This is a genomic window from Paenibacillus thalictri (assembly GCF_004307995.1).
Taxonomy (GTDB): domain Bacteria; phylum Bacillota; class Bacilli; order Paenibacillales; family NBRC-103111; genus Paenibacillus_AF; species Paenibacillus_AF thalictri.
In genome coordinates this window covers 74762-88735 of sequence record NZ_SIRE01000033.1, presented here as the reverse complement: position 1 = coordinate 88735, position 13974 = coordinate 74762, and the positions used below count along the sequence as shown (strand labels likewise).

The window sequence follows — 13974 nt, the reverse complement described above, 5'->3', positions numbered from 1 at the left end:
GCCTGTTATGAATTACTTTTCATCAATTAGTGTTATTCTTTGAAGTTGCAACCGTTCTTATTCTCATTTTTTTTAGAACTTGTACTTTTTTTAGCATTTGTACTATTTTTAGAATTGCAGGTGCTTATACCGGCTGATCGGTCATCCACGGAATCTTAACGGTAATTTTGGTGCCCTTACCTAATCCGCTCTCTATCGAAACGCCATACTCTTTACCGTACAGCAGCAATAAGCGGTCGTGAACGTTGCGGATGCCGATGCCTGTGAACGGCTGCTTCGCCTGGGCCGGATTCGTGGTTGTCTCCTCCGAAGGCGCGTGTTCCATTCCATCGCCATTGTCGACGACTTCACAGACAAGCGTTTCCCGGTCTCTGGTGATGATGACGTAAATATAACCTTCATGTTTTTTATGAAAAGCATGAAAAAAGGCATTTTCGATAAAAGGCTGGAGCATGAGCTTGGGCACCTGCGCCACCAGGCAATCCGGTGAGACGAAATAATCAACCTTAATGCCGCGGCCATAGCGCACCTGGTTAATAAACACATAATGCTTCAGGCTCTGCAGCTCCTGCTCGACAGTAATCGTTTCTTTGACATTGCTGATCGTATTTTGCAGCAGCGAGATGAGCGCATGAATCGTCTCTGTAGCCTGCTCATTGCTGCCCCGCTGAACTAATATGTTCACGGAAGCCAGCGTATTGTACAGAAAATGAGGATTGATTTGCTGCTGCAGCGCGGCCAGCTCCGCCTTTCGCCGCTCCTTCTGGGTTTCAACCAACCTGCTGATATAGTCGTTAAGCTCGTCGAGCATATAGTTGAAGGAATTGCTTAGCTCCCTCGTTTCGTAGGTCCCCGAGACCGTCATATAGTTGTTAAAATTGTTTTTGGTTACGTTCGACATCTTCTTGACCAGCGTTCGCAGCGATTGGGTCAGCTTACGCGTAATAAAATAAACGATCAGCACTGCAGCCGCCACGATACTCGTACAAATAAGCACAATTGCCTGCGTGTTGAGCATATGGCCAAGCGCCAGATTTTTATCGATCACATTCACGATGTAAAAATCAAACAACGGCAAATAATCGGCAAGCACGATGACGTCTTTGCCGCTCATTTTCAGCTCCAGATTGGCCCCGCCCGTTTGCTGCAGCGTCTTGGCATTGTCTAACAGCTGGTCCGACGCCGTCCCGACAAGCTCCGTCCGATTACTGGAGACGATGACTCCGGATTGATTAAGGATCATCACATCGTTGCCGCTGCTCGTAAAACTGTTGTAAGTGCCGTTAAATTCGCTTTCCCTGATCATCATGTACAGCGTGCCGTAAATTTGCTCGTTTCCCGGTATGTACAGCGCTTTCGAAGCTACCAGACAAGACTCGCCGGAACCCGCCGCCTCTGCATTCATAAAGCTGTATAGCAGCTTTCCAGGTTGACTGAGCGTCCTTTGTGTAATCGGATTTTGCTGCAGCTTTTGCGGGGAACCGGACCAATAGGCACGGTCGCTGATATAACTTTTGCCGTTTACGCCTAGCAGCAGGATTCCGATACTTTTGGTGCCGATGCGCGATTGGATCCGGTTCATCTGCTCCTGCATGCTGTAAACGGTCCTGTTATCCGTCAAAGAGTCCACATCCGGCGCGGTCAAATAATTTTTGATTGCAGCGCTTTGCGCTGTATTGATGGCTATGTTTACATTGGAGTAATGGAACGATTCCAAACCGCTTTTGATCTGGTCGATAATCTTCGAATTTGTGATACTGAACGTTTGCACAAACAGCTTTTTAGACATGTGTACAGTCACCCATGAGGTTAAGATCGTGATGGAGATAATACTGATGACCATGACGAAAAAGATTTTGCTGAATAAGCTTTGTTCTGCGATTTTCCGTAGACGGGTTCCCATGGGCAGCCGCTTGTCCCCTCCATTAATTTTTACGATATAGGCTAGGCGAAATCCCCTTCAGCTTGCGAAACACTTTAGTAAAATAGCTGTGGTCGGAGTAGCCGACCAGGCCGCTTATTTCGGCGATCGAAAGCGCCGGGTTATCCCGCAGCAGTTCGCATGCCTTGTCGATGCGAATACGGTTTAAGTATTCATTAAAGCCTTCTTTATTATGAACGGCAAAATAATTGGACAAATACGAGGCGTTAAAATGAAACAGCTTCGCCACTTCCGTTAATGTCAGCGGTTCCGAAAGATGCCCGTCGATATACTGTAAAATTTTTTGAAAGGCTGGCGAGCCGGCTTTTTTGCCGCTGACGCATTCCATCGCCTCGTTCAAAAATTGTTCTACCAGCGCAATTACATCCGTAATATGATCCGCCTCATGAATCGAACGAAAATATTCATACTTGCCTTCATCCAAGGAAGCCGCATCATAATGAAAATGCTGCAGAGAAACGATAATGTTGAAAAGACTGTGGCCTAAAGACGATTTCAACGCGAACATGTCCATGTCCATCCTCCCGGGCAGCGAATGCACATAACTGCGCAGCCGCTCAAACGCCGGAGGATACTCTTGGCGATTCAGCCCGGCGTTAAAGGCTTCCATATCAAAACTGGCGTTCTCCCCTGGCTCCTTCAGCTCATCCAAAATCAAATACTGCCGGTTCGACAAAAAGAAGCGCTGGTTAACGATTTGCATAATTTCATTGGAATAAACCTCGTGAATGGCTTCAATGTCTGTGAAAAATCGGCTAAGCGCGAAAAACAAGCCTATGCCCGAGCTGGCCCCGGTTTCCGCAAGCTCCCTAACCAAACGGGCGGCGTTCGCTTTGGTCTCCGCATTCAGGTTCAGCAAAAAGCGGATTTGCCCGTCTTGATGAGACAGCAGCCGCACAGTCATTGGACTTTGCATCTGCTGCACACAAGCTCCGATGACGGCCTCGGTCCATTCTTCGCTGCGCTGCAATGTTGCAGAACCCTGCTGTGCATCCGCGATTAATAACGCAAAGTCAGTGTAAGGAAAAACGCTTTTCAGCTCCTGACGGTCGTACGGGATGGAATAGCCGGATATCAGTTTATCCAGAATATAATCCAGAGAATGCTTACCGCCGACGGTCAGCTCCATACCCCGCAGCTCGGGGATACGCTGAGCCGTTTTGTGCAGCACTTCCAACAAAGAAGCGGCATCAAGCTTCGGCTTCAGCATGTAATCGGCAACGCCGCTCTGAAACGTCGAGCGTACATATTCATATTCGCCGAAGCTGCTCAGCACTACGATTTCAATGTCCGGATACATCCCTTTTACGACTTTCGCCAGCTCTGTGCCGTCCATCACCGGCATCACAATGTCGGTCAAAATAATATGCGGCCGGTGCAAATGAACCAGCTCCAGCGCCTCCTTGCCGTTGGCGGCTTCGCCGACGATTTGAAATCCTTCGCTTTCCCAGTTCAAGAGATGGATAATTCCTTGACGCACCAGCATTTCATCGTCAACCACGAGGATTCTGCCCTTAACCTCCATGTTCCGCTCCTTCAATCCAAATATAATTATTCTCGCAATGACATCCATTTATATAGATATGTATTTCAACAAACAGAAGACTGTCGAGAGATCCGACAGTCTATCGTACAAAATGATGCATTTCATCACATCCAGCCAAAAATGCTCCGATAATCCTTTACATATTGACCGATTGTAATCGGAGGCCGGCCGATGAGCCGTTCAAGGTCGCGGGTCACCTTCTTAGCTGCGCCGATTTTTGCAGTAAAGTATATACCGGTCATCACATTGATCATATCGGCAGGGAACCCTTTCTTCTTCCAATAAGCCTTGAAATCGGCAATAGACGGGTTGGCATATGTTATCGGGATTCCCCATGCCTCAGTCATTCTCGCAGCAACCTCCCCGTACGTCAATGCTTCGCTTCCCGTCAGGTCATAAGCCCGATTCTCGTGACCCTCCTCGGTTAAAACCCGCACGGCCACTTCGGCGATATCACGGACATCGATAAAGCTGGTGCGCCCTTGACCCGCGGGAACAAAAATTCGATGGTCATCGCGAATTTCTTCGAGATGTGTGGTGTTTAGATTCTGCATAAAGAAGCTTGGACGAAGAAAAGTATATTTCATATTTGTTTTTAAAATTCTCTTCTCTATTTTGCGGTGAGGAACGAAAAATAAAGTTTGAGCTCCCAACAAACTAAGAAACACGATATGCTTCACCTTGGCGAGCGAAGCTTCTTGCAAAAAAGGTTCAAAATACCGTGGATCAGAAATTGCCGGGGGTCGAATAAGAAAGATGCGCTCCACGCCCTGCAGCGCCAATGCAAACGACTCGGGTTTCGTAATGTCCAGATAGACGTCAGTGCGGTAGGGTTGGGGAGCAGCCGATGACAACTTGCGAACAGCCGCTTTGAAAGGAACCGCTCTCTTGCTAAGCAGCGAGGCAACCTCCTTACCGACATTGCCGGTAACCCCGATAATCAAAAGTTTGGGTTCCATCTCTACCACCTTCCCATCCCATATTGGTTATAATTTATCATTTCTGCCCGATGGATACAAACGGGTGGAAGAAGTTGTCCGGTTTATACCGTCGATCAAAGATTTCTCATTGACCGTTACCCCATAATGGAGCCGACTGTCGCTCCGTTGCAATCTTTGACCTGTTGAGCAATAGAAAACGCTTGCCCAATAAGTGCAGCAAGCGCCATCTATTGTTTTACGCTATACAGAACTAGATTCACTTCAGTTCCTAGTTCCTGTCACATGCAGGAGGATTGATTTCATAGCGCTTATACGGCTTCCGCCATCAGCTTCTTCGTTCTGCAATAATCAGCGAATCGGAGTTGCATTCATTCATAGGGATAACCAAAAATTCGTCCGAGCAGCGGATTTGCGGCTTGAGCACATTGCGGCTCGCCAGGTCGATCATCGTAACCTCATAATCGGCCCCATCCCATTTCACCTTGATGTCGTTGCTGTAAGAAGCGTAAATGACAAACCTGTTGCTTGCGGAAGAAGTCGCCATGCGGATATCCTCATAACCCGTTACAAGAAGTTCGTTCGCCGGCTCGATGTCATACAGCTCATACTTTTCAAACAGCCATCTTGAATACGACGCATCCCAGGCTCCGGGAAGCTTTAGCGCGTTGCGCCATACAAATGGAACCTTCGACCAGTTCTCGCTCGTAAATTCCGCTCCCAGCTTATGCCACGACCATACGCCATGAGCGCCGTAAGTGAAACCGGCCTTGGCACCCGCAAGCACACTCTGCCAGAATGCTTTGCGGATATCAAACGCATTGAACCGGCCGTACAGGTTGCCGTGACCATGCCCCTCATAGGGCGGCTCGGTATTAATAATCGGGCGGCGGACCGGTTTGCGCAAAAATTGCTCGGCCGTGCGGTAAGTGTCGTATTGCGTCTCTAAATGATGGCCCGATTGATAAATATACAAGTCCAGCTCATCAGAATGAACAAATGATTCCGGTAGGTTATGGAAGTGGCTCGTAACATGCAGCGCAGTGAGAGCTTCCGGCGCCGCCGCTTTCAGCGCATGTAAGCAAACCTGAAAGTATTCGATTATTTCGTCATTTTCAAATCGAGTATCTCCGCTTATGAAATAAATCGGATCATATTTACCGAAACGCTTGGCGACATATTCGGTGTATGGTTTCACCGCATCCAAAGGCATGGTATATTCCGGAACCCTGACATTAGCCCAAGTGCCCGGCACGAAATTGTTCCAGAGCACGACAAGCGCCGGGACAAATCCTTTTTCGTATGCCATCTGCACCATCTTTTCCGCTTTATCGAAGAAGCTGGGATTCACATTGTAGAAATCCCAACTTCCGTCTTGACGCAGCTCAAACGGGTACGAGCCCGTATATGTATCGCTGGCGTCATGCAGTACGGGCAGCACGCTAATCTGCACCACGTTGAAATTTTGCAGACTGCGGTACGTCAAGTATTCCTCCCATTCTTCCAGACTGGCATTGGAGAACACGCTCCATACCGTATCGGCAAAATAAAAAAACGGCTTGTTGTTCCGCACGAATCCGTCTCTGCTTGCGTTTACAGTGACTCTGCTCATAGCTCCCGCTCCTCCATCTTCTCTGCAGCTGTAATATATAATACCGAATCGGCTCCGCCGGGAACATTCTCCTCCTGCTCGGGCGTGACAAATCGTTCAGACGAGACGATACCCCCATCAGCAAAAATTCCTGTACGCGGGTTAAACCAGCGATAACTGTATTGTTGTCCGGGATTCAGCTTAAGCGTGCATTCACCAGGCGTTGGGAAATAGACGCTGATGACCTGATCTTGCCTGTCCGATAAGCAGATCGGCAGCGTCCCTTCCTCTTCGGACCCAATCGCCAATTCGACCAACTCCGGCGCCGGCTTCATGTTTTGGAAGCTCAAAGTTTCCGTCATGAACCGGTAATAACTTGACAAATAAGCGGTTCCCTGGGGTTCCGAGTCCAGCGTCATATGAGCGCCCCACGTATTGTCGAACCCGTGAACTACCGTATAACCGCTAAAGCCTGCTCTCCATTGCCCCCTTCGGGTATGATGATGATCCATCGATTGATGGCTGCGTGCCGTCAGAAGCCCGCTCGCCCTTTCGTAACCGAACTCGGCGCATACGGAAACAACGTTTTTGTTTCCGGAATGGACTCTCATATCTTTCTCCAAACCCTTGCATAACGAGGCGTCGCGGGTAAATCCCTTCGTTTCAACTCCCCAACTTGTTTGCACCAAATAAACCTCGATATTGCCGCAATCTCCCAGCCTTTGCGGCATGGGGATCGTTTTCTCCCAGTTGTGCGCGCCGATCGGATGAGCGAAAGCATCATCCTGCCTGATTTGGTCGGAAAGCCGTTTCATCCAGCGATTGGATTCCTTATGGTATTTTCCCGGGGTGCCCGTAGGATAAAATTCGTATTCATTAGCCGGACACCAAATATATACGGCGGTGCTGGCCGCATAACGCGCGATCACGTACCTGTTCCAAAACAGCTCGTATTCCGCCACAAATTTACCGCGGTCGTTAAACGGAAATTCGAATAGCCACGCCTGCAAAATCATCTCCAGACCGATGCCCAGCTCTTCACATTGAGCGACTACTTCATCCACAGCGCGAAAATAAGCCAGGTTCACCTTCATAAAGTTCGGCATTTGCGCGCTCCCGCCCCATGGCCAACAATCCTTCGTTTGCCACTGATTCGGAGTATCCGGATGATAAGGACTCACCTGCAGACGGGCCCGGATATAATTGATTCCTTGCTTTCTGCGCTGATGCAGGATGCTTTCAACGTCCACCCCACAATAATGGGCGGCAAACAAGTTATATTGCGTATCCCCGAACAAGAAGAACGGTTCCCCGTTATCGAATTGAAATCCATAATTCAGATCAGGGTTGGCACGCAGATAACCTCTGCTTTGTTCCGGCGCCGCTCCAACCTGAATCTCGTACGACCGCGTTAAATCAGGCACGGACGGATATACGCTTGTTGCGCAGGACCACTCTCCTTCCTGCACAGGCGTCCACCGCACCTTCCATACATGTGCTCCGTCTTCGCTTAAACCGTCGTAATACCCGTGAACCGTCTGCGCCGTACCCGAGCTTTGATGTACAAATTGCGCTTGCAGCTGCACATCCCAGAACGGGTTATCGAAATTATCCTTCGTCGTAAGTGTGAACTCGACCATCTTCCATTTGGCTGCGTGCATCTTCGCTACTCCTCCTTATTACCCTTTAACCGATCCGGCTAAACCCTGAACAAAATATTTCTGAAACAGCAGATAAACCGCAAAAATAGGAATAACGGAAATCAGCACTCCCGCGTTCATCAGTCCGTAATTCGTGCTGAACTGGCCTTTAAAGCTCATCAGGCCGGTCGGCACAGTCCGAAGCTGATCCGAGGTGATAAAGATTTGCGCCAGCAAAAATTCGTTCCACGTCGATAAAAAATCGAGAATGACCAATGTGGCCACCGCCGGCATGGCGATCGGCATAATAATTCGCCAAAACAACCCCCAGTTGCTGCATCCGTCTATTTTGGCCGCATCGTCCAGTTCTTTGGGTATCGTTCTGAAGAAACCACGCAAGATCAGGATTGCAAATGATAAGCCAAATCCGATGTAGACGATAATCAGTCCGGTCCGGGTATTGATCAGACCCGATTTCGTCAGCATGATGTTGAGCGGCACCAAAGTCACTTGTACCGGAATCATCATCCCAAGCAAAAAGAAAATAAACGCCGAATTGCTCCACTTAAAATTCATCTTCGTTAACGCAAACGCGGCCAGAGAAGCAATAAATATCCCGAGCGGCACCTTGACTGCCGATATAATCAAACTGTTTCCCATATATAGGCTCATTTTGCCCTGGCTCCAAGCATTGACGAAATTAGCCCATTCGATTTTTTTCGGGATGGAAAATAAAGAGCTGCTGCCGAACAAATCCGCAGGACTTTTCATGGCCGTAAACAGCATGAACACAACAGGGAGAATCCATACGCAGCCCAAGGCAATCAATAGAGCGTAAAGCAGCAGCCTGGACAGCTTTCGTTTAGCGAGAATCATAGGCATGAATCCTTTCCAACCTTCTTTCTTATACGTGCGAGTTTTTCGACATGTGAAGCACATACGGGATCGTAATGAGCATAACGATGATGACAAGCACCCACGAGATCGCCGTCCCCATCCCCAGGTTATTGAACTGGAACGTTTGAAAATACATCCATGAAGCCAGAACTTGCGTTTTCTGCGCAGGCCCTCCTCCTGTCATCGCATAGATCGTATCAAACACCTTCATCGCACCGATCAACGTTGTCGCAAACACAATCACGAACGTTTCCTTCAGCAGCGGGATCGTAATGTAAAAAAACGATTGGAGCGCGTTAGCTCCTTCCACTTTGGCGCATTCATAAGGATCCTGCGGGATGCTTTGCAGCCCCGCCATAAACAGCACCATCGGCGCTCCCAGGGAATGCCAGAGGGAAGCGACAAATACGGAGCCTAATGCCAGCTTGGGATCGGCCAGCCAATCCAACGTTTCAAACCCGAGACGGGTCAGCAGATCGTTAAAAAATCCCATTGTCGGATGGTACAGCCAAGACCACATTAACGAAACGACGATGCCGGATAAAATGTACGGAAAATAAAATACGCTGCGAAAAAACACTCTGCCGCGAAATTGGCGGTTCAACACGACGGCAATTAATAAGCTGAAAGTCATCGTAAATAACAAGGAGCCGGCCACCCACAAAAAATTATTTTTTAAGGCCGATATAAAAATGGCGTCTTTCGTAAAGAGATCTGCATAATTCTGAATGCCGACAAATGCTTTCTGCGAATTGACCCCGTTCCAGCGAAATACGCTTAAATACAAAGAATAGATCGACGTGGATACGATAACGGTCAAATAAATGAGCAAAGCGGGCAATAAAAACAATACAGGCTGCGCATGCTTTGACTTCAAACGGTGCCTCCTTTCCCGCGGGACGGAGCGGCTATTCTAAACATGCCGCTCCGTCCGTCAACCGCCGGTTTTACTTCGCTTTGGCTTGGTATTTAACCACTTCATCCTGCATAAATTTGGCGGCCGCCTCCGGCGTCATCTCACCGGTTACGATAGAGTCCTGAGCCTGGAAAAATTTCTGCACAATTTCCTGCGGCAGCGCCTGGTCTGTTACAAGATAGACGCCTTTTTTAAGGCCTTCGACGATTTGCGGCACATGGATCAGCTTATCGGATAACGGAGCGTCGATGGTCGCCATAGGGGCTCCAAGCACTTCCCCGTTCTTCTTCACATTGTCTATGGAGGTGATATATTCCGCGAATTTGATCGCTGCCTCCTGCTTTTCCTTCGGCGATTTTTTGTTGATTTGAAACATCTCGACAAAACTGGAAACTCGGTTCGGGTTTTGATCCGTCGGCAAACTAAAATATCCGAACGATTCCGGGTTCTGCTGGTCGGCGATTACGTTGCCGTCAAACCACGGTCCCTCCAGCATCATGGCCGCCGTTCCTTTGTACAGCGCGATTTTGGCCTCCGACGGTTCCAGTGTTAAGAAACCTTTTGGGAAATACCCTTTGTCCGACCATTCTTTCCATTTTTGATACGCTTTGACGACCGCCGGATCATTCCATGACGCTTCCATTTTGCCAAGCTTATCGTGCAAGTCAGGGCCCGCAAAATGCTCAATGACCCCTTCCATAAACCGCATCGGCATCCATCCGCCCTTGCCTCCTGAGGAAATGGGCGTAATTCCTCCCGCCTTTAATTTGGCCATAAGATCCTCAAATTCCTGGAACGTCGCCGGCGGCTTCAGGCCGAGTTTTTCGAATACGTCTTTGCGGTAAAATACGCCCATTCCGTAAATGTGAAAAGGGACACCCGATAATTGGTTTTTAAACGTAGCCAAATCCATGGCCGATTTCACATATTTCTGGCTCCAGTTGTTTTGCTTGGCGTATTCCGTCAAATCCAGGCTGAAACCGTTCTCAGGGAAATACGAACCCAGAGAGCCGCCCCAGTTAAACCAACCGTCCGGAAGCGTTCCGGAAGCGGCGGCAACCTTAAGCGCCTCCTTATGCGGATCCGTTGCATGGCTTGTGATTTTCACTTCGATATTCGGATTCAGTTTTTTAAAGTCTTCGGCCGCGTTCTTGACCGCCGTCTCCTGATTTCCTGTCGCCACCCAAAAGTCAATGGTCACCTTGCTGGCGCCTGACGGTTTGGGCGCACTCTCCTGCGGTTTGCCGGCATCATTCGCCCCGGCATTCGGCGAACCGCCGCTGCATCCGGAAACAATACTTGTTAACATGAGCATGGACATTAAAGAAACGTTCCATTTTTTCAAAATAATTCACCCCTTGGATTATGTTCTTCGAATTTATTATCCAATTTCGTGCAAATGAAATGTAGGGGGTAGAAATGATAAATCTTGTGCATTTGTAACTAATTGATCTGTGCTCTTGTTTTATACTCATGCGGGGTCACGCCTACGGTTCTTTTGAATACGTGCGTGAAATGGGCCGGATCGCTGTACCCGATCTCTTCGCACACCTCATACACTTTCAGGCAAGGGTTGCCCAGCAGTTGCTTCGCTTTATTCATACGGAGCTGGATCAAGTAATTGGAAAAGTTCTCGCCGGTCTCTTCCTTAAAAATTCTGCCGAGGTACGTCGGATTTAAATACACAATCTCCGCCAGCGTTTTTAGCGATAAATCTTCTTTCAGCCTGTTTTCCATTTGAGCCAGCACAATTTCGATAACCCGGCGGTTTTTTTTGACCTCATACGTTTGCTCCAGATGGCCCGGCACCAGCATTTCCTCTTGGAGCTCGCCAGAATTTGCGATATGAGCTCCATTCAGCCTCGCCTCTTCCAGGGCGCGGATGCTTTCTTTATAATGTTTGCTCAGGGTTTCCAGCTTGGTGCATACCAGCCCGACTCCGACGGTAAGCTCGATCTTCAGCAGCTTAGAAACCGTCTGCCGGAATTCCGCGATCATAGCCAAGGCGGGTTCTTCCCCTAACGGCTCGGCCTTGTTTAGAAACACGATGACGCAGATGTGCTGATCTTGAATAATGGCAAAGCACTGTCCGAACGAAGCTAACCATTCTTCGGCGACGTTCTTAATTGCGGAATAAGCCGTAGGTTCCTGCCACCCGTGAGGAAGAACCGAATTTCTCAAACTGCATGTGAATACGGAGATGTTTTCGTATGCAGGATACAAATCCCGGTCGTAATAAGGGGAAGGGAGATCAAACAGCAAATCGTCCAATCTTTTCTCCAATATCTCTTTCTCCCTGCTTCGTTGAAGCTTGAGCTTGTTTTGCTGCCCTTTGATGAAAAGATCTATGCGCTCTATCGATTGGACGATCGTTTCGAGGGAGCTCGGTTTTAGAATATATTCTGTCACCCCATGCCGGATGGCCTGTTGGGCATACTCGAAATCCTGGTAACCGGACAATAAAATCACTTTCGTTGTTGGAAAATGCTTTTGCATGAACTGTATGAGCTGTATCCCATCCAGCGCCGGCATCTTGATATCCGAAATGACTAAATCGACCTCCTCCCGCTTCAATACGCTTATGGCCTCCTCTCCGTCCTCTACAGCGCCAACGATATGCCAATCCGCCCTGGCTCCTTCAATCATTTCACGAAGACTTCGCAAAATATAAGGTTCGTCGTCGACAAGCAAAATGTTCATCAGAACCGCGGTCTCCCTTCCATGTTGCGATATTATGCGAAAACAGGAATAAGCAGCTCAACCTTTAGCCCGCCGAGATGACTTCGGCATAATTGAAGGCCGTAGGTTTCGCCATAAATCAGTTTTATACGGTGCTGAAGGTTCGGAAGGCCGACTCCCGAATGCATCGTATTGTCCACCTCCAAAGGCACTCGAAATTCTAAAGCTTGCTCCATTTGTTCCTTGCTCATGCCGCTGCCGTTGTCTTCGATCACGAAATGAAGCATGCTGCCTTCCCGGGCAATATGGATCTGAATGATCCAAGGTCTTCCTTTCACCGATTCCAGCCCATGCGTGAACGCATTTTCCACAATAGGCTGAAGCAGCAGCTTCATGACCGGCACGTTTAATACCTCATCCTGCACCTTCATCTCCATATGCAGCTTTTCCTCGTACCGGTAACGCTGCAGCTCGACGAACCTGTCAAGCTGGGCAAGATCCTCCTTCAGCGCTACAAACTCGTTGCCGGGCTGAATGCTGTAACGAAGCAGCTCGCTTAGTGTAATAATCATTTTGGCCACATTGTGCTGCTTCTCGTTCATCGCGTAGAAGTAAATAATATTCAACGAATTGTACAAAAAATGGGGGCGAAACTGCGCCTTCAAAGCAATGAGCCGGGCTTGATTTTCACGCACCTGCTTGTAAGAAAGCTTGGTGATGGTCTCCTCCAGATCGCGAATCATTTCGTTGAAGCTTTCGTAAAGCACGGCAACCTCCCTGTTGTTCATCCGGCCCACATAAGGGGTCAGCTTCCCCCTCTTGATTCCGGTCAACCGGAAAGCCAAGTTACGGATCGGCAAGCAAAGCGACCATGAAAAAAAGTAAATCAGGCAAAACGAAGCTGCGATACCTAGAGCACCAATGAACAAGATGCTGCTTTGCATCTTATTCAGATCTTCGACGACTTCCGCAATATTCATGTAAGTGACGACGGTCCATTGACTATAAGGCGATGTATAAGAAGATATGTATACCGATTTCCCGTCAATTTGACGCTGGATGATATTGCCGCCGCTGCTGTCGCGCTGACGAATGTCCGGGAGGAAAGCGCTTTCTATTTTGTTCCCGAATTCTTTGCGATCCGTGGAATAAGCCACATACCCAAACTGATCGATCACTTGAATTTTATTGGAGGGTTTGACCGAAGAGCTGCCGATGATTCGTTCGGTGGCCGCTACAGGAATGACAAGCGCGATATATCCTATGGTTTTGGTCGAATAATAATCCCATACCGGCCTTATGCCCACCACACCATGCTCCATCTGCGTTTGGACCGTCTGATTCGTTAACGGGATACGGTCGTTCGAGGTCCACATCATACTGCCTCCTTCCGTTTCAAGCTGCGACAGCCAGTTTTTTTCATCGGCTTGAAGGCGGTTGGTTTGTGAGTCGGCTCCGTTGTCCAACACCATAACCACCAGATCGTTAGGGAGATAGCCTTGTTCGTGAGTAATCGCTTTCTGCATTTCGGAAACACTGAAAACGGTAAGCGGGGCTCCTTCGCTCATATTTTTCAAATTCATTTGGGTAATCGGATTATAGGCAATTCGCAGCGCCAACCGGTCGTATTCCCCCAGCATGCCATCAAGCTTGCCGCTCATCTGGATGACCGACTCCAATATATACTTGGTCGACTTGTCCAAGAGCACATTCGAAGAGTAGCGATAGGAAAAATAACTGATCGCGGTAACAACAACCACTAGAATCATACCGAAACCTGCAATCATTTGCGCAAGGATTGATGATCTTTTACTCAAGTTAACTC

The 13974-nt window shown here is 48.6% G+C and carries 10 protein-coding genes; all 10 read right to left on the bottom strand.

Annotated features, from left to right (window positions below):
* Positions 1-124: 124 nt before the first annotated feature.
* The 10 genes from EYB31_RS34030 to EYB31_RS33985 all read right to left on the bottom strand — a co-directional run bounded on the left by EYB31_RS34030 (position 125) and on the right by EYB31_RS33985 (position 13966).
* Complete coding sequence (locus EYB31_RS34030; RefSeq protein ID WP_420819495.1) at positions 125-1789, bottom strand: cache domain-containing sensor histidine kinase; 1665 nt, start codon at positions 1787-1789, stop codon at positions 125-127.
* A gap of 136 nt (positions 1790-1925) precedes the next feature.
* Complete coding sequence (locus EYB31_RS34025) at positions 1926-3467, bottom strand: response regulator transcription factor (RefSeq protein WP_165452762.1); 1542 nt, start codon at positions 3465-3467, stop codon at positions 1926-1928.
* Positions 3468-3592: 125 nt separating this feature from the next.
* Positions 3593-4447, bottom strand: coding sequence for an SDR family oxidoreductase (locus EYB31_RS34020; protein WP_131018060.1), 855 nt, complete (start codon positions 4445-4447; stop codon positions 3593-3595).
* A gap of 307 nt (positions 4448-4754) precedes the next feature.
* Positions 4755-6038 (bottom strand): glycoside hydrolase family 140 protein, encoded by a 1284-nt coding sequence (locus EYB31_RS34015; RefSeq protein WP_131018040.1) that lies wholly within the window; start codon positions 6036-6038, stop codon positions 4755-4757.
* Positions 6035-7678: a glycoside hydrolase family 140 protein gene (locus EYB31_RS34010; protein ID WP_131018039.1), complete on the bottom strand. Its 1644-nt coding sequence runs from the start codon at positions 7676-7678 to the stop codon at positions 6035-6037. The genes EYB31_RS34015 and EYB31_RS34010 overlap by 4 nt, the downstream gene beginning before the upstream one ends.
* An 18-nt stretch (positions 7679-7696) precedes the next feature.
* Positions 7697-8533: a carbohydrate ABC transporter permease gene (locus tag EYB31_RS34005; protein WP_240763151.1), complete on the bottom strand. Its 837-nt coding sequence runs from the start codon at positions 8531-8533 to the stop codon at positions 7697-7699.
* A 28-nt stretch (positions 8534-8561) separates the two neighbouring features.
* The gene (locus EYB31_RS34000) at positions 8562-9431 is read right to left on the bottom strand and encodes a carbohydrate ABC transporter permease (RefSeq protein WP_131018037.1); all 870 of its coding nucleotides are present in this window, start codon (positions 9429-9431) and stop codon (positions 8562-8564) included.
* A 70-nt stretch (positions 9432-9501) separates the two neighbouring features.
* Positions 9502-10779, bottom strand: a complete 1278-nt coding sequence (locus tag EYB31_RS33995) for an ABC transporter substrate-binding protein (RefSeq protein ID WP_165452761.1) — start codon at positions 10777-10779, stop codon at positions 9502-9504.
* 134 nt (positions 10780-10913) lie between these two features.
* Complete coding sequence (locus EYB31_RS33990; protein WP_131018035.1) at positions 10914-12170, bottom strand: response regulator; 1257 nt, start codon at positions 12168-12170, stop codon at positions 10914-10916.
* 32 nt (positions 12171-12202) lie between these two features.
* Positions 12203-13966: a cache domain-containing sensor histidine kinase gene (locus tag EYB31_RS33985; RefSeq protein WP_131018034.1), complete on the bottom strand. Its 1764-nt coding sequence runs from the start codon at positions 13964-13966 to the stop codon at positions 12203-12205.
* Positions 13967-13974 lie beyond the last annotated feature (8 nt).

Excerpts from the sequence above, each read along its gene's own strand:
- EYB31_RS34030 (WP_420819495.1), bottom strand. The coding sequence starts at position 1,789 with ATGTCTAAAAAGCTGTTTGTGCAAACGTTCAGTATCACAAATTCGAAG.
- EYB31_RS34025 (WP_165452762.1), bottom strand. The coding sequence starts at position 3,467 with ATGGAGGTTAAGGGCAGAATCCTCGTGGTTGACGATGAAATGCTGGTG.
- EYB31_RS34020 (WP_131018060.1), bottom strand. The coding sequence starts at position 4,447 with ATGGAACCCAAACTTTTGATTATCGGGGTTACCGGCAATGTCGGTAAG.
- EYB31_RS34015 (WP_131018040.1), bottom strand. The coding sequence starts at position 6,038 with ATGAGCAGAGTCACTGTAAACGCAAGCAGAGACGGATTCGTGCGGAAC.
- EYB31_RS34010 (WP_131018039.1), bottom strand. The coding sequence starts at position 7,678 with ATGCACGCAGCCAAATGGAAGATGGTCGAGTTCACACTTACGACGAAG.
- EYB31_RS34005 (WP_240763151.1), bottom strand. The coding sequence starts at position 8,533 with ATGATTCTCGCTAAACGAAAGCTGTCCAGGCTGCTGCTTTACGCTCTA.
- EYB31_RS33995 (WP_165452761.1), bottom strand. The coding sequence starts at position 10,779 with ATGTTAACAAGTATTGTTTCCGGATGCAGCGGCGGTTCGCCGAATGCC.
- EYB31_RS33990 (WP_131018035.1), bottom strand. The coding sequence starts at position 12,170 with ATGAACATTTTGCTTGTCGACGACGAACCTTATATTTTGCGAAGTCTT.